Below are 15324 nucleotides of genomic sequence, written 5' to 3'. Positions count from 1 at the left end.
ATGGCGTTAGGTCAGAGAGTTTTGGTAATGGATGCGTGAATGATCAGCAATCAAAAATTGAAGGCAGGACTACCTAGGATGATTCCATTTGTTGGTCGAATAGATGAGGCCGAGCAAGCGGTTTGGATTAAGCAATTGTCGGCTTTGCTCCCTGAAGAAACCATTGTGGCTTTTTGTCTTTTGTCCGATGCAGAAAAGTCGCAATGTGACGTGGCAATTGTCGCCAACCCAGACCCTCAAGAACTTATGCAACTGCCAAATTTAAAGTGGGCACATAGTGTGTGGGCTGGCGTGGACCGTATGGTCGATGAATTGACAATGATGCCATTTACCATTGTCCGTTTAGTTGACCCTGAGTTGGCGAAGACCATGTCTGAAGCGGTGTTGGCGTGGACCATGTATTTGCATCGCGGTATGCCATTTTATAGGCAACAGCAGCAAGAGAAAATATGGTATCAACGGGCAATGGTGATGCCTCAGGACCGACGAGTGGGGGTGTTAGGGTTAGGAGAGCTAGGGCAGGTCAGTGCAGCCCGGCTAGTGGACAATGGTTTTCGTGTGTCGGGATGGAGTAGAACGGCCAAAATTCTTGAGGGAATTAGGTGTTATTGTGGTGATGAGGGGTTAGAAGCACTGTTGAGAGACAGTGATATTCTGATTTGTTTGCTACCTTTGACGGATCGTACCCGTGGTCTACTTAATTATGAAAGGTTGGCCCTATTACCAAGCGGTGCTATGGTGATTAATTTTGCCCGAGGCCCCATAGTGGATGAAATGACTTTGTTAGAACACTTGGATAATGGGCATCTAGACCATGCGGTATTAGACGTGTTTGCTCAAGAACCGTTACCCGCTTCACACTCTTTTTGGTCTCACCCGAAGGTAACCGTTTTACCTCATATTTCTGCACCAACGAATCCCACTTCTGCTAGTCAAATAGTGGCGAAGGCGATTCGTCTCTATCGTGCTAATGGTTTTATCCCAGAAGGTATTAATACCTCTTTAGGTTATTAATCATGAAATAAATAAAGGTTTTCACTTTCCTGAATAGCCTGAAATGAGACTGTAGTATACTGAAGATAACATTTTGCGAACATTAATGCTGACATATTTCTCTGTAACACCCTAGGACAAAAACATGAAATGGTTGCTAGTACTGATATTATTTTCCCCCTCTTTGTTGTGGGCAGCAGAGAGCAAAGCATCAGCAGATCAACAGTCTGTTAACGCACAATCTGATACTTCTGATGATTCGACACCGGAAGAACCCACTGTTCCTGAGCCGATTTCGGAGCGCGCTAAAAAGGCCCATGGTCTTATGCAACAACGCGTGCAACAAGAGCAAGCAACGGCCAACAATCCGTTTGTATTAACGCCCTATAAACCCAATTATTTTTTACCGTTTAACTATAATCCTCATCCTGTCAGTCGGGCGTTTTTAGGGGATAAAAACAGCACAGATGATTTGAAGGATGTTGAATTTAAATTTCAATTCAGTTTTAAAGTGCCTGTTTTATACGATGTGGTTGGTAAAAACAGCAGTTTATGGGTGGCCTACACTCAGCTGTCCTATTGGCAAGCTTACAATAGTAGTATTTCTGCCCCCTTTAGAGACACCAACTATGAGCCGGAAATGTTCCTAATGACGGAGCCTAAGAAAGGCCTGTTTGGCATTAAGCCGACTTATGTAAGTTATGGTATTGTTCATCAATCGAATGGGCAATCAACAGCTTTATCCCGTTCTTGGAACCGTATATACGTCAACTTTTTGTTTCAGACTGAAAATACCGTGTATTCCATCAAGCCTTGGTACCGAATTCCTGAAAATGCGGCCGATGATGATAACCCAGATATTGAAAAATATTTGGGTTATGGGGAGTTGACCATGGTGCATACCGTTGACGATTATACATTTGATATGACCCTACGAAACAATCTTCGCACATCCAGTAATAAAGGATCGGTACAGTTAGGCTTTACTTTCCCTCTTTGGGGTAAATCAAGAGGTTATATACAGTACTTCAATGGTTACGGTGACTCATTGCTCGATTATAATCACAGCTCACAAACGTTAGGTGTGGGAATCATGCTAACGAGTTGGTTATGAGTTAGCGCTCACAGTTTGTGTGAGTGAATGTCATTTCAATGCCTCGTATCATCGGGGCATTTTCCTTTCTTGTATGTGCTCCCTTCAGAATGTTATAGCGAGTATGTGCTTCATGCAGCTGTCATATAACTGCCGCTAAACTGACATTTTTCTATTCTATGTTAGAGAGACAAATAATGAGCGGGGTGGCTTATGAATATCCTTCAAAATATCCACGCAGTAGATGTACATACTTTTTCTTGGTTTATGGCACGTAAACATCGTGTTGGATTTACTCGAATAGGACGTGCTATTTCCTTTAGTGCGGATGGCCCATTGTATGCTCTGCTAGCTTTATCCTTGTGGTGGCTAGAATTTAATACTTTAGTGTTGATATTAGTAATGGGATTTGCTTTGGAGCGCTGCTTGTATTTTCTTTTAAAGCGCGGCTTTAAGCGTAATCGGCCAGCAGATGCATTAGAAAATTTTAGTAGTTTTATTATCCCATCTGATCAGTTCTCCTTTCCTTCAGGTCATACTTCTGGGGCATTTTTCATTGCCTATTGTCTAAGCAAGTTTTTCCCCGAGTTCAGTGTTTTATTGTATATCTGGGCCAGTCATGTAGGACTGTCTAGGATATTTTTAGGCGTTCACTTTCCAACGGATACGGTAATGGGAGCATTACTTGGAACGGCTTGTGCGGCCATTATGGTAGGAGTATTAGTGTGAGAATTTTGTACGGTGTTCAAGGGACTGGCAATGGCCATATTACTCGTGCTCGCTCAATGGCGGCTGAGTTTCACCGAGCAGGTATTGAAGTGGATTATATTTTTTCAGGACGAGACGCAAAAGATTACTTCGATATGGATGTATTTGGGAATTATCAAACTTTTCAAGGTTTGAGCTTTGTTGCGCGAAATGGCAAGTTAGATATTCCCTCTACTTGCCGAAAAGCCAATGTCGTGAAGCTACTGAAAGACATTCGAGCCATTAATACTCATTCTTATGATTTGGTGATTACGGATTTTGAACCCATTGTTGCTTGGGCGGCGAAGCGTCAAGGAACCCCTAGTGTTGGGTTTGGTCATCAATATGCGTTTCATCATAATATTCCACAATTTAAAGGGAGTCGTATAGCGCAATGGATTATGACGCACTTTGCACCTGCTACCACACAGCTGGGTGCTCACTGGCATCATTTTGATCATGCGATTTTGCCGCCTTTGATTCTAATGGATAATAAACACAACAACCCTAAAGATGATCATGTCCTCGTCTATTTGCCTTTTGAAGACAGTGAAGAAGTCATGGAATGGTTGGAAGGGGTGCCGGATTATCATTTTCGTATGCATTGTAAGGACATTGAGCCTGGTGTCTATGGCAATATAGAAGTCTTTCCATTCAGTCGCATAGAGTTCCATAAGAATTTAAGTGAGTGTGAATCTGTCTTGTGCAATGCTGGATTTGAATTGAATTCAGAAGCGTTGCAATTGGGGCGTCGTATTTTAGCTAAACCACTGCAAGGGCAAATAGAACAGCACTCGAATGCTATTGCTTTGGAGTATCTAAAACTTGCACACACCAGTAGTACACTGAATTCATCGATTATTCAGAATTGGTTAGAGAGTAGTCGAGTGGTTCAGGTAAATTATCCCAATGTAGCGCGGGCTGTCGTGGGCTGGCTTCAGAAAGGAAATGACACGAAATTATCGGTTTTATGTGAACAGTTGTGGGCACAAACATCCTGTTTGTCCGGTGATATTGATTTTAGTTTTAATGAATCGACCATCACAGGCACACGTCGGCGGCAGCGTACTGTTTTAGTGTGAATATGATAATGAGTATTAAGTATTAAACGCCTCTTTAGTCACGAACTAAAGAGGCGTTGTTGGTTATCGATTATTACTAAAATACTCTAACATGGGGCTTGGCCTGAATTAGTCATTTGTGTCTAACGCTAGGTTTTCATCAGCACGGTTGATTTCTTTGATATATTGGTGGACACGTTTTTGATATTTCTCAGACAGTCCCTTTACTTCGTAAATTAATACTTCGTTTTCGTCTACTTCGATGATCTCAGGTAAGCTGGTAAACACGCGGTTTTGTATGTCATTCATGGTGAAAACTTGTTCACTGATGACCAGCTTATTAATACTGGCAGATTGGCTTAGTTTTGTGATGTCATCCATCAGCTCGCTTATCTCATCTGCATCAAACGTGTCATTTTTCATCATGTCTGTAATCTGAGGCGTTCCCTTGTGTAACCCTAAGTGGAGATTTAAGTCGGGGGCGTCATGATATAATTCGTTTTCTAATAAGGCTTCCGTTAAACCGATAATGACATGGGCCGCACTAATGGCTTCCATATACAAATGGTCACCCGTATCTTCTGCATTAAAAAGAATGAGAACGGAATCATCTTGGTATTGGTGTACTTGCCCGTGGAAACGCTCAATCGTTTGGAAAATAGCGCGGTAAATGGGGGTAAGTAAGTTGGCAACTTGTAGCGGCGTCATGCTTTCATGCCATTCATCAATATTAATAATATCGATAAACAGTACACAGCTACGTCGCCTTGACTCCGCTAATATAGTCTCAAAATCAATTTCTAGCTGTGTTTTCGCGGGTAGCCCTGTTAAGTCTACAGAAATCGGCTCATCTATCGGTTCAGGTTTAGGCCATTCAAGCATTTGAGCTTCGTGAACGGCACGACATAGTGCTTTGCCTTCTTTAAACGCTGCCTCGGGTAATTTTGCATCATGGTGACCCTTTGCCAAAGCGTATAGGGCATCGGTGGCGTCATTGATGGGGGAAAACAACCATCGAGTGACTAAGATCACCAGCAACAATGCAATGGCGCATATAAAAATCGAGACACCGATCAATAAGTTTGTGAGATGTTTAAGGGTTTCTTGCGCAGGCGTTTTGTCTAACGTGATGAGGACATGGCCAACAACGTCATCTTGAAAGCGAATACTTGAGGTATATACCCTGTGTGTTTTAGATGGGCGAAAATCGGCATTGGTTGGTTGTTTGGCTTTACTATTGCTGGCTTCGGCTAACAGTTCATCTTTTTTGTTATAGACGCGAGCACTTAAGATATTATCATCCAACACAAGACGATTGAGGAGAACATTTAGGCTGAGTAAGTCGTTTGTTAAAATAGATTGGGTTGCGTTGAAAGCCGCTTGAGTAGCTAGGCTGTTACCTAGTACATCGATCTGTTGATCCAGATAATTCTCTAAGGCCTGAGTGATGGTAAACCAAAAAAGCCCTACTGTTATTATCATCAAAGACATAAATGTTGTGATAGTGATTGCTGACGCCGTTAGCTTTTTTCGAAGGAAAGCGATGGCTTTGTTGCTTTTCATTTGCGTCTGCATTGATGCCCTTTAAATTTACTTATAAAACAATCAGTCAAGTATACACTCGGTAACTCTGTTTTTCTTTACTGTTTGAGTAAAGGAAAACGCAAAAAAAGTTCCTTTCAGTATAGATTCATTAGTTGATGCCACAAAATAAATCATTGGTGTTCGTATGTTGTACCGTCAAGTGCTTAGTTTCTGCGAGCTGATTTGTTATAGTTATCGGATTCTTTGTAAGGAGTGACTATGTCTGCGAATATTACGTTAATAGGGGCTTTTGATGCGAGTTATCTGACTCGGTTTACTGCATGGCTAAAGGAACAAGACGTTGAAGGGCATGCGGCTTTTTTAACTCAGGAATCAGAAAGCATATCCGTTGTGCGTATGACGTTAGCGCGCCCTATAGCGGATGATCGCCTAGAGAGCTTCCGTAAAGAGTTGCTGATGCGGTCAGACGACACGCAAATTGATCATATTTATCAATCGTCCACGCTGGATATTCGCCAGTCGGGTGTCGCCGTATTTGATATGGATTCAACCCTGATCAAAGCAGAAGTCATGGATGAATTGGCAATAGAGATGGGCATCGGCGAACAAGTCGCGGCGGTTACAGCAAGCGCGATGCGTGGCGAGATTGATTTTGTCGAGAGTTTTGTTCAGCGCCTTTCTTTATTAGAAGGGTTAAGCTGTGATGTAATGGATGGCGTATACCAACGTATCGTCCATATGGAAGGCATTGCTACCTTAATGAAGGTGTTGCACCACTTTGGTTGGCATACCTCGATTCTATCTGGTGGTTTCTCCTTCTTTGCAGATCGTGTTTGTGCAGAGTATCAAATGCAGGAGGCTCATGCGAACGTTCTGGAAATCATCGATGGCAAGTTAACGGGCAAGCATATTGGTCCTATTGTCGATGCGCAGCGTAAAGCAGACTTGTTAGACACACTGGTGGAAGAGACAGGGTGTGGATGGTCCCAGACGATTGCATGTGGTGATGGTGCAAACGACTTATTAATGCTTAAAAAGGCAGCATTAGGTGTTGCTTTACATGCTAAGCCTCTTGTCAGAAAGCAAGCACCCTGCCCAATGAATACATTAGGCTTAGATGGCATTTTATATCTTCTAGGTTTGTCCAGTAGTGATATAAAATCGATTTTAGAAAAATAACAGTAGGGCCTTGCCCAATAGAATAAGCAGAGTCCTGCGATCGGAGTATTCTTTTGTCAGAAGTCAGGTTATCAGATGTTGATTTAAACCTTTTGTATATTTTTCAGGTTTTGATTGAAGAGTTAAATGTGACCAAGGCCGCGATAAGATTGGATGTATCTCAGCCAGCAGTTAGTCGATCATTAGCACGCCTACGTGATGTGTTTGACGATCCTTTGTTTATTCGGACTTCCCATGGACTATCCGCCACCACAAAGACGTTAGAGCTCGCGCCAGTTCTGAAAGAAACATTAGCGGGCTTAGAGCGATTACTGCAGCCCGTTAATTTTATTCCTCAAACCAGCCAGCGCCGCTTCGTTCTCTCGACGACCGATTTTGGCTCCTTGACAGTCTTGCCAAAAATTTTGGACGTTTTTCAGCAGTCAGCTCCCAATGCGATGTTGGATGTGAAGTCATGGGATGAGGATGTTGCCCAAGAGCTGGATCAAGTTGATATTGACTTAGCCGTGGCTGTGTTATCTAAAGAGCCTCCAGCTGGTGTGCGAGCCATGCGGTTAAAAAGCGATCGTATGGTGTGTTTAGCCCGTGAAAACCATCCTAATATCAAAACTGAGTTGACGCTTGAAGGGTATTTGCAAGCAGACCATGTGCAGGTGGTATTGGGGCGCCGTGCCTATTTTGCTGTGGATAGGGAGCTGGAGCGGTTAGGGCATAAGCGTCATGTGTCTTTACAGTTACCAACCTTTGTGCCAGCGGCCAGGGTGGTGAAAGACAGTGATTTATTGTTAACCGTACCCTGTTTGTTTGCTCAAGATATTATGGCGACGATTCCTGGGTTGACAATGCACCAACTACCGTTTAAAAGCCGAGAGTTTGATTATTCTATGATATGGCATGAGCGTTTTCAGCATGATCCTGCTCATCAGTGGTTTCGTGGTTTGTTTAGAAAAGCGTTTATTGAAGAGAAGGTATAAGCCTTTTGACTTTCACTCCTTATTCTTAGCTCCTTTATTTTAGGTTGTTATCCAGTTGTGCTAGCCATTCTTGTGTAAGTGTTTCAACTAAGCTATAGCGCCGTAAACTCATGGCGTCTTCTAGCATGTCAAAATTTTCGGATAAGTAGTCGTGTAAGACTTTATCTCTTAATGTGATTAAAAAACGCATTTGTTCTGCTTGCTGCAAGGTGACGTCATTATGTGAGACTAGCTGCGCAAATACCTCGTCGCGAGAAGAGATGTCCACATGATAATGGTGCTTTAATACATAGCGGGCTAGATCTAACATGGAGGCGACCAGTAATTGAAAGGCATGTTCTATGGCCATGCTTTCGTCTTTTGTTAAAGTGAGGCTTTTGTCACGCTTTCTAAATTTATCTAGCCTGACGATCATATCGTGCTGGTGACGATAAAGTGATTGTTCCCATTCTATATCGCGCATAAATGCATTCTCCACGCTCGTTAACGGATGTGGGGTGGTGACAACAAAAAGAGCCCTAGTGGACTCTTTTTAGTTTAGTTTAAATTATCGTAAGCACTATCTTTTAAAGCACATTTACACTTATTTAGAGTTAGGGGAGCGGTTTTAAAAGCCAGTAAAAGGATAAAAGTCGTAGTGATTGCCATACTCGACGTTAGAGTGCGCTTTAATATGTAAATAGCCTTGGCTTTCACAGGCGGCGAGTAACGCGCCAGAGCTTTGCTGTGGGTGAGCATAAGCGAGGCCATCGTCACCAATGGCAACGCGAATAAATTCATCTCGTTTGATGGTTTTTTCTCGGCTAAAGCCTGCGACCACAGGGTAGGGTCTATCGCAAGTAAGGGACTGGCCAGCACTTTTTGCCAATAACCGTCTTGCAAACCAATGATACGTCACTAATGTTGAGCTGGGGTTACCGGGTAATCCTAAAAATGGGATGCCACTCAGGGTTGCATGAACCAATGGTTTGCCAGGTTTAATGGCAATTTTCCAAAGGTGCACTGAACCCAATTTTTGCAAAATACTTTTTACATGGTCTTCTTCTCCAACGGAAACACCGCCAGATGATAAAATCACATCACTACATTGCAGTAATTCTGTTATCGCTTTTTCTGTTGCCTCTGACGTGTCTTCGGCATGTAAACAATTGGCAACCACATAACCAGAATGCCGTACAAGAGCCATTAGCATAGGACCATTAGAGTTATAGATTTGACCCTTTTGGAGGGGATGGCCTGCTGGGACTAATTCATCCCCCGTGGTTAATATGCCGACGCGAAGCGGCTTAAAAACCTTGAGTTCGGTGAGGCCAAGGCTAGACAAAAGACCAATATGCATAGGTGTGATTTTTGTCCCTTTGGCTAAAACGGTTTGTCCTAGCTGGATGTCTTGCCCCTTGGGTCGAATATTATCTCCTTGTTTAGGAGAGTTGCTCTTGGAAAAAGGAAATCGAACACCCTGTTTTGAGACATCTGCCTCTTCTTGCATCACGACAATATTGGCACCCGTAGGAATGTTGGCGCCAGTAAAAATTCGTGCGCAGGTATTAGGGGTTAATCTTTCTGGTGCGTAACCAGCGGGAATACGCTGGCTGACAGGAAAGCATTTATCACTTTGCCAATCTTCAATACAAAAAGCATAGCCATCCATCGCACTGTTATCAAAAGCGGGAACCGCTTGTTGGGCGCAAATATCTTGCGCCGCAATGCGATTTAAAGAGTCCATTAACGGAATAGCTTCGCTGGCGACCAGTTGGCTGGCACCATCTTCGATGGCCTTTAAGGCTTCTTCAAAGGGTAAAAGTTCAGGCATACCTGTTAGACCTCATGTAGGCTCGGTTGGAATTTTCCCAATAACAGCTCTACAAAATTACAGGGACGATGTGTTGAATCCAGTTGCTCTCTTAAAATGCCATTCCAAGCGGTTCGACAGGCGCCAGTCGATCCAGGCAGGCAAAAGACTAAGGTGTTGTTTGCCAGTCCAGCAACGGCTCTTGACTGTATCGTGGAGGTGCCGATTTCTTCATAGGATATCTGACGAAACAGCTCTCCAAAGCCTTCAACTTGCTTATCAAATAAAGGAATCATCGCTTCTGGGGTGCTGTCTCTAGAGTAAAAGCCTGTGCCTCCTGTGATCAGGACAACCTGTACTTTTTTGTCGGCAATCCATTGGGAAACAACAGCACGCATGTCATAAATATCGTCTCGAACGAGTGCTCGCTCAATAAAGTGATGACCTGCCGCTTCAAGCATGGTAATCAGAGCATCACCTGAAGTATCTTCTGCTAGAGTCCGTGTGTCTGATACGGTAAGGACACAGATGTTTAAAGGACGGAAAGGGGTTGGGAGTTTACTCATAATAGTTCCTGCGTTAGCCTCCAGTTGCGCTCATAAAGCGCAATATTTGTGGCGGATCTTCAAGGTTAAAGTGGTGTTGGTAAGGCTTTAAAGCAAGGGCGCTGATAATGCCTTCTTCTAACGTGCCAGGTGCAAGGGATGGGGAGCGTAAAAAAGGTTTTAAATCTTTTGAGTGTTCGTTGCCAAGACACAGTAATAATCGGCCTTCTGCAGTTAAACGAACGCGGTTACAGTCACTGCAAAAGTTATGGCTATGGGGCGAAATAACGCCGATTTTATTTTGATAGCCTGCCACATTGTAGTAGCGTGTCGGGCCACCTGTGGTTAAGTTGGATTCTGTTAAGACAAAATGCTGCCCGAGCCTGTCGATAATATCATCACTGGATAGGTAAGCCTCAGCACGGTCATGGTCGTGAATCATACCCAAGGGCATTTCTTCAATGTAGCTAATGTCCATTCCCCGCTCAAGGGCAAACGCTGCAAGGGCTTGGATCTCGTCATCATTATGGTTTTTCAGAATCACGCTGTTTAATTTCAGTCTTTTGAATGTCAATGACGTCGCTTTGTCGATACCATTAATCACTTGTTGAAACTTATCACGCCGGGTGAGTTTGAAAAAACGTTCTGCATTGAGTGTGTCTAGACTGACATTGATACGAGAGACACCCGCATCCAATAAGCTTTGTGACATCTTTTCTAATTGCGAACCATTGGTTGTGATAGTGAGCTCTTCAAGGCCATCGGTCTTAGCGATTTGTTCTAAAGCCCATAAAAGGTTTTTACGGACCAGTGGCTCGCCACCCGTAATACGAATGCGTTTGGTGCCCATTTTTATAAAAGTTTTAGCGACTTGAACCACTTCTTCTAAAGAGAGGATATGGCGTTTGGGTATGAAGATGACGTCTTCATCCATACAATAAGTGCAGCGGAAATCACAGCGATCAGTCACAGAAATGCGTAAGTAGTCAATTCGACGACCATATGGATCGATTAATGACGATGTAGTCAACAGAATTTCCCCTTTTAAGTCTGTGAGTATTCTAGCATTGACGCTGCTAAGTCATACAATGCATTTTATAATTGAATTATCATTGAGTGTATCAGATTTAACTGGGTTGTTAGTCCAGACCGTTCGATAATTACTATTCAGAATGTAGTAAAGTGCCTTTAAAATCGTATATGAGGGTAGAAGAGGAAGTGATATGAATAATGTCGTTCATCATTTGATTGATTTATTAAAGCTAGAGCGAGTATCAGAACACCATTTTGTGGGGCGTAGTCAAGATATTGGATTTCCCAAAGTGTTCGGTGGTCAAGTGGTTGGTCAGGGGTTAAGCGCAGCCACTCAGACTGTTGAAAATCGTCATCCTCACTCATTACATTGCTATTTTTTACGTCCAGGGGATTCCAGTCAGCCCATAGAGTATCATGTCGAGGTGGTTCGTGATGGACGAAGTTTTAGTTTGCGGCGTGTTACGGCGAATCAGTTTGGTAAATGCATTTTAGCCATGACGGTTTCGTATCATATTGAAGAAATGGGTTTGGATCACCAGGCTGCTATGCCTAATGTACCAGGTCCAGAGTGTTTTCAATCAGAGTTGAGCTTGTATCGCGCTCACGCCAATGAAATTCCTGAAAAGGTCAGAGGCCTGTTTACCGCCGATCGACCAATAGAGTATCGGGTAGTGGAAAATCAAAATCCATTTCGGCCACGTCCTGATATGCCGCGTCGACATATGTGGATTCGTAGTGTTGAAGCACTTCCAAAAGATCCGTTAATACATCAGTCTATGTTGGCGTATACGACCGATTATGGCTTTATCCAAACTGCGTTATTGCCGCACGGGATTTCGATTAATAATCCTAACTTAAATGTTGCCAGTTTGGATCACGCTATTTGGTTTCACCGTGATTTTTGCTTAGATGATTGGCTCTTATATGTGGCTGACTCGCCATCTGCCAGTCATTCTAGAGGGTTTGCGAGAGGGCAGATCTTTAATCGCAGTGGGCAATTGGTTGCCTCGACCGCTCAAGAAGGGTTAATAAGATATAACGGGGAGTAAGTAATCGTATCGAGGTTTGTGTCATTTTGCTTAAGTCGAAAATAGGCTTGAAATGACCTAAAAATAAGAGGCTTTTATTTAATGATTATTGCTCGTTGATTAAGGCTCAGTAAAGCTTGGGCGTGGTGATAAAAACTTTCTATATGAATAAATGTATTGGCTTTTCACAGCTTGGAGAGGGTGATAGATCGTCAATATTAAGGGGATAGACTTCTAGATGTTAATGCTGGTGCAAGTTGTTGGGGATCCACTGTGACGAAGTGTGTCCGTTTTACCCATTTTGTTGCATGTAATATATTGGGGTGCTACGTCACTATCAGCGTTATTGTCTATGGTGCTTTACTATTCGCCTATCATGCTGAAGTGCAAGAGAAACAGAAGCGCCAAATCGATAATACAATTTATCTATTGATTCAACAAATTAAAGGCTCTTCAGTGACGTCATTAGGCAGCACGGATCTGTCTCTTGATGACAGCGGGCTTTTTTTTGAGGTGTGTCACCAGTTGGATCGTGAAGGTGTTAAAGGTATCTTTCTCCAATCAGCGGATCACTACACTCCCATTTTAGATCATATTAATAAGGAAACATCTGCTTTAGAAACCTGGGTGTACCCTTTTTCTGCGCGAAACCAGTCTATGCGACTCAGCGCATATGTCTCTAACGATAAAGTGTGGCGAGTGTTTATTCATCGGCTGCTTTGGTATATGGGGTTACTTTTCATTCAGACCGCTATTATCTATCTACTGCTATACTATTTCGTCGTTAGAGGCTTAGGAATGGCAGTCAGTGGAATACAGCAAGAGCTTAGCCAAATGAATTTAGATGATCCTAAAAGGTTGTATGGAAATGCAAAGTTTCTACGCTTTTTAGAGTATCAATGGATACTTAATGGCATGAATAAAATCATTCATGGTTTGGCGGCTTCGCGTCGGGAACTATCTGAGTTAAACAGTCAGTTAGAGGAAAAAGTGGCGCAAAAGACGCAAAGTCTTGAAGAGAAAAATATGACTTTGGTGCAGCTAAATAAAAAACTCTATACCCTTGCCAATACCGACTCTTTAACTCAGGTCTATAATCGAACGCGCTTTGATCTGCTATTTAGAGAGCATGTGGCCATGGCCGAACATAAAGAAACGTATTTGTCGCTTTTGTTAATTGATTTGGATAATTTTAAACGCGTAAACGATCAGTTTGGTCACCAAGTAGGTGATCATGTCTTATACGTCACCGCCAAGCTGCTTGAAAGTGTTGTGATGAACGATGGTATTGTTGCCCGTTGGGGAGGGGAAGAGTTTGCAGTGTTACTGCCTCATATTGCCATTGATCAGGCACAACATATAGCGGAAACACTGCGACAACATTTGGAAGAAGCGTCTTTTGATGATCCTGCTATCCATATTACGATGAGCGTTGGGGTCTCCCAGTTATTGCTTGGGGAAAGCGGTATGAGTTTATTAAAGCGGACTGATGCTGCCATGTATCAAGCCAAAAATACGGGCCGGAACCAAGTTATAGTAGACACAGGTCCGGATGAAAAGGGAATCTCCTAACCAAGCTTAGGTGCGCTAGGCCTAGATGATAATGAGTGTTCAATATGTCATCTTATTGTTGATGCTGTTTTAAGGCCCAATGAATGTGTTCATTGACCAATTCAGAGCTGCTTACTAGCCCTTTTTTGAGTGCGTCGATCGTCTCTTTGTTAGAGGGGGCATTACCTAATGCCACCGCAATGTTTCGTCGCCAATTTTCATAGCCAGTTCGCCTGATCGGTGACCCTTCAGTATTTTTTAAAAACGTCTCTTCGTCCCAAGCAAATAACGTGATCAGATCTTCTGAATCCAGATCATGTCGGGGTTGAAAGTCGTCTTCTTCGGTGTGTTTGGCAAACTTTGTCCAAGGGCAGACTAATTGACAGTCGTCACAACCAAAAATACGATTGCCCATCTTGCTTCTTAGTTCAACAGGAATAGGGCCTTTATGCTCAATGGTCAAATAGGAAATACATTTGCCAGCATCCAGTACCCAAGGCTCAACAAATGCATCCGTTGGGCATTGAGTCAAACAGGCGGAACAACTGCCACAATGTCGAGTTCTGGTGGGCTGATCGACGGGCAGGGGGAGGTTGGTGAAAATCTCCCCGAGTAAAAACCAACTGCCCGCTTTGGGTGTCAGTAACAGGGTGTTTTTGCCAATCCAGCCCATGCCTGCTTGTTCAGCAATTTGCCTTTCTAGTACAGGGGCACTATCGACAAAAGCACGATAGCCATGGTCACCGATTACTTCTTGAATCTTTTTTGCTAACTGGTTTAAACGTTTGCGGATGAGTTTGTGATAGTCACGCCCCAGTGCATAACGGGCTATGTAAGCTTTTTCTTTTGTTTTAAGTCGCTCAACGGTTTCAACCGATTGCGGCAAATAGTGCATGCGTAGGGAAATGACCCGACGTGTGCCCGCGTGTAGTTGTTCTGGATGGAAGCGCATATCACCATGGTTGGCTAAATAGTCCATTCCGGCGTGATAGCCGTTGTCTAACCACTTTTTAAAACCCTCTTTATATTGTTCAAGATCAGGGGCGACAATGCGAGCATCGGCAAAACCAAACTCAACGGCCCAGTGTTTTATCTGGTTTGCTAAGTTAGTCAGGTCGTCAGGATGAGAAAGCGCAGGTGGTAACAAGAGAATAGCCAATCGGTATTTTGTGGGATTAGACGGCCATTTAGCCGTCTAATCAGAAGCAATAAATCACTAAATAATAAATCAATAAAGCTGCGAGTCGCCTTTTACCACGTCCATCAGTAGCTTGATGAACATACGGTCGGCCTCGGTATGATTTTCTTGTATTTTTAAAGTCGTTTGATTAGACACTTCTTCAGCAATACGTTGGTAGGCATTCGGCTCATGAATATTTTCTTTCGCAATGCGAATTAACTCCCCAGCAAGCTCTGGATCCATCAACATTTTTCGGAAACAACGTAAGAATTCATCAATAATTCGTTGTTGGCTTAGCTCATTAGCCATGTTCAAAACTCCTAGTCAAATTATGCCGCTATCACACCACGAAGTGTTTTTTAGGGCAAGTCTTATCCACGCTCTTTTTCTTAGTATAGAGATATTCTAGTTGACAGTCTCTGGTTGTGTTGCGAAAATTGGGATTCAATTAATTCGACAACACCCTGTCGAAGACTTCTTCTTATGGGCCAATCAGCCCATCTCAATCAGATAGACTCTGATTAGCACAAATAGAATAGGGTTAAGTATACCGTATTTTATTCCCCTCGCGAAAAGACGCGGACAGTGTAAAAACTGCGAT

15 protein-coding genes are annotated in these 15324 nt (G+C 43.1%); 8 read left to right on the top strand and 7 right to left on the bottom strand.

The window, feature by feature from the left end:
* Positions 1 to 39: 39 nt before the first annotated feature.
* From MSP8886_RS16935 to MSP8886_RS16920, 4 genes are all read left to right on the top strand, one after another.
* The gene (locus tag MSP8886_RS16935) at positions 40 to 1014 is read left to right on the top strand and encodes a 2-hydroxyacid dehydrogenase (RefSeq protein WP_245659127.1); all 975 of its coding nucleotides are present in this window, start codon (positions 40 to 42) and stop codon (positions 1012 to 1014) included.
* A gap of 124 nt (positions 1015 to 1138) precedes the next feature.
* The gene (locus MSP8886_RS16930) at positions 1139 to 2107 is read left to right on the top strand and encodes a phospholipase A (RefSeq protein ID WP_067018627.1); all 969 of its coding nucleotides are present in this window, start codon (positions 1139 to 1141) and stop codon (positions 2105 to 2107) included.
* Positions 2108 to 2299: 192 nt separating this feature from the next.
* Positions 2300 to 2815 carry a phosphatase PAP2 family protein gene (locus tag MSP8886_RS16925; protein WP_067018625.1) on the top strand — a complete coding sequence of 172 codons (516 nt, stop codon included), beginning with the start codon at positions 2300 to 2302 and terminating at the stop codon, positions 2813 to 2815.
* Positions 2812 to 3915 carry an MJ1255/VC2487 family glycosyltransferase gene (locus MSP8886_RS16920; RefSeq protein WP_067018623.1) on the top strand — a complete coding sequence of 368 codons (1104 nt, stop codon included), beginning with the start codon at positions 2812 to 2814 and terminating at the stop codon, positions 3913 to 3915. The genes MSP8886_RS16925 and MSP8886_RS16920 overlap by 4 nt, the downstream gene beginning before the upstream one ends.
* Before the next feature lie 108 nt (positions 3916 to 4023).
* On the opposite strand, the gene MSP8886_RS16915 is transcribed toward MSP8886_RS16920, so the two are convergent.
* Positions 4024 to 5469 carry an AhpA/YtjB family protein gene (locus MSP8886_RS16915; protein ID WP_067018621.1) on the bottom strand — a complete coding sequence of 482 codons (1446 nt, stop codon included), beginning with the start codon at positions 5467 to 5469 and terminating at the stop codon, positions 4024 to 4026.
* A 228-nt stretch (positions 5470 to 5697) separates the two neighbouring features.
* On the opposite strand from MSP8886_RS16915, the gene serB reads away from it, so the two are divergent.
* Both serB and MSP8886_RS16905 read left to right on the top strand, forming a co-directional pair.
* On the top strand, positions 5698 to 6618 hold the full coding sequence (gene serB, locus MSP8886_RS16910; RefSeq protein WP_067018619.1) for a phosphoserine phosphatase SerB: 921 nt from the start codon (positions 5698 to 5700) through the stop codon (positions 6616 to 6618).
* Positions 6619 to 6671: 53 nt separating this feature from the next.
* On the top strand, positions 6672 to 7592 hold the full coding sequence (locus tag MSP8886_RS16905) for a LysR family transcriptional regulator (RefSeq protein ID WP_067018617.1): 921 nt from the start codon (positions 6672 to 6674) through the stop codon (positions 7590 to 7592).
* Positions 7593 to 7626: 34 nt separating this feature from the next.
* Here MSP8886_RS16905 and MSP8886_RS16900 read toward each other — a convergent pair whose 3' ends face one another.
* The 4 genes from MSP8886_RS16900 to moaA form a co-directional block, all read right to left on the bottom strand.
* A complete protein-coding gene (locus MSP8886_RS16900; protein WP_067018615.1) occupies positions 7627 to 8055 on the bottom strand; it encodes a HepT-like ribonuclease domain-containing protein in 429 nt (142 codons plus the stop codon).
* 144 nt (positions 8056 to 8199) lie between these two features.
* On the bottom strand, positions 8200 to 9405 hold the full coding sequence (locus MSP8886_RS16895; protein WP_067018613.1) for a molybdopterin molybdotransferase MoeA: 1206 nt from the start codon (positions 9403 to 9405) through the stop codon (positions 8200 to 8202).
* Positions 9406 to 9410: 5 nt separating this feature from the next.
* Entirely contained in the window at positions 9411 to 9950 is a 540-nt protein-coding gene (moaB, locus tag MSP8886_RS16890) for a molybdenum cofactor biosynthesis protein B (RefSeq protein ID WP_067018611.1), read from the bottom strand.
* Between the two features lie 13 nt (positions 9951 to 9963).
* A complete protein-coding gene (gene moaA, locus MSP8886_RS16885) occupies positions 9964 to 10959 on the bottom strand; it encodes a GTP 3',8-cyclase MoaA (RefSeq protein WP_067018609.1) in 996 nt (331 codons plus the stop codon).
* A 193-nt stretch (positions 10960 to 11152) separates the two neighbouring features.
* Between moaA and MSP8886_RS16880 the strand changes: the two genes are divergently transcribed.
* Both MSP8886_RS16880 and MSP8886_RS16875 read left to right on the top strand, forming a co-directional pair.
* A complete protein-coding gene (locus MSP8886_RS16880; protein WP_067018607.1) occupies positions 11153 to 12013 on the top strand; it encodes an acyl-CoA thioesterase in 861 nt (286 codons plus the stop codon).
* Between the two features lie 252 nt (positions 12014 to 12265).
* Positions 12266 to 13564: a GGDEF domain-containing protein gene (locus MSP8886_RS16875; protein WP_067018605.1), complete on the top strand. Its 1299-nt coding sequence runs from the start codon at positions 12266 to 12268 to the stop codon at positions 13562 to 13564.
* A 52-nt stretch (positions 13565 to 13616) separates the two neighbouring features.
* Here MSP8886_RS16875 and queG read toward each other — a convergent pair whose 3' ends face one another.
* Positions 13617 to 14690, bottom strand: coding sequence for a tRNA epoxyqueuosine(34) reductase QueG (gene queG, locus MSP8886_RS16870; RefSeq protein ID WP_067018603.1), 1074 nt, complete (start codon positions 14688 to 14690; stop codon positions 13617 to 13619).
* Positions 14691 to 14771: 81 nt separating this feature from the next.
* Positions 14772 to 15032, bottom strand: a complete 261-nt coding sequence (locus tag MSP8886_RS16865; RefSeq protein WP_067018601.1) for a hypothetical protein — start codon at positions 15030 to 15032, stop codon at positions 14772 to 14774.
* Positions 15033 to 15324: the final 292 nt, after the last annotated feature.

This window comes from Marinomonas spartinae, assembly GCF_900089775.1.
Classification (GTDB): domain Bacteria; phylum Pseudomonadota; class Gammaproteobacteria; order Pseudomonadales; family Marinomonadaceae; genus Marinomonas; species Marinomonas spartinae.
The sequence above is the reverse complement of the archived record's forward strand: the minus strand, read 5'-3'. Positions and strand labels throughout refer to the sequence as shown.

Excerpts from the sequence above, each read along its gene's own strand:
- MSP8886_RS16935 (WP_245659127.1), top strand. The coding sequence starts at position 40 with ATGATCAGCAATCAAAAATTGAAGGCAGGACTACCTAGGATGATTCCA.
- MSP8886_RS16895 (WP_067018613.1), bottom strand. The coding sequence starts at position 9,405 with ATGCCTGAACTTTTACCCTTTGAAGAAGCCTTAAAGGCCATCGAAGAT.
- MSP8886_RS16915 (WP_067018621.1), bottom strand. The coding sequence starts at position 5,469 with ATGCAGACGCAAATGAAAAGCAACAAAGCCATCGCTTTCCTTCGAAAA.
- MSP8886_RS16930 (WP_067018627.1), top strand. The coding sequence starts at position 1,139 with ATGAAATGGTTGCTAGTACTGATATTATTTTCCCCCTCTTTGTTGTGG.
- MSP8886_RS16865 (WP_067018601.1), bottom strand. The coding sequence starts at position 15,032 with ATGGCTAATGAGCTAAGCCAACAACGAATTATTGATGAATTCTTACGT.
- moaB (WP_067018611.1), bottom strand. The coding sequence starts at position 9,950 with ATGAGTAAACTCCCAACCCCTTTCCGTCCTTTAAACATCTGTGTCCTT.
- MSP8886_RS16925 (WP_067018625.1), top strand. The coding sequence starts at position 2,300 with ATGAATATCCTTCAAAATATCCACGCAGTAGATGTACATACTTTTTCT.
- MSP8886_RS16880 (WP_067018607.1), top strand. The coding sequence starts at position 11,153 with ATGAATAATGTCGTTCATCATTTGATTGATTTATTAAAGCTAGAGCGA.
- MSP8886_RS16900 (WP_067018615.1), bottom strand. The coding sequence starts at position 8,055 with ATGCGCGATATAGAATGGGAACAATCACTTTATCGTCACCAGCACGAT.
- serB (WP_067018619.1), top strand. The coding sequence starts at position 5,698 with ATGTCTGCGAATATTACGTTAATAGGGGCTTTTGATGCGAGTTATCTG.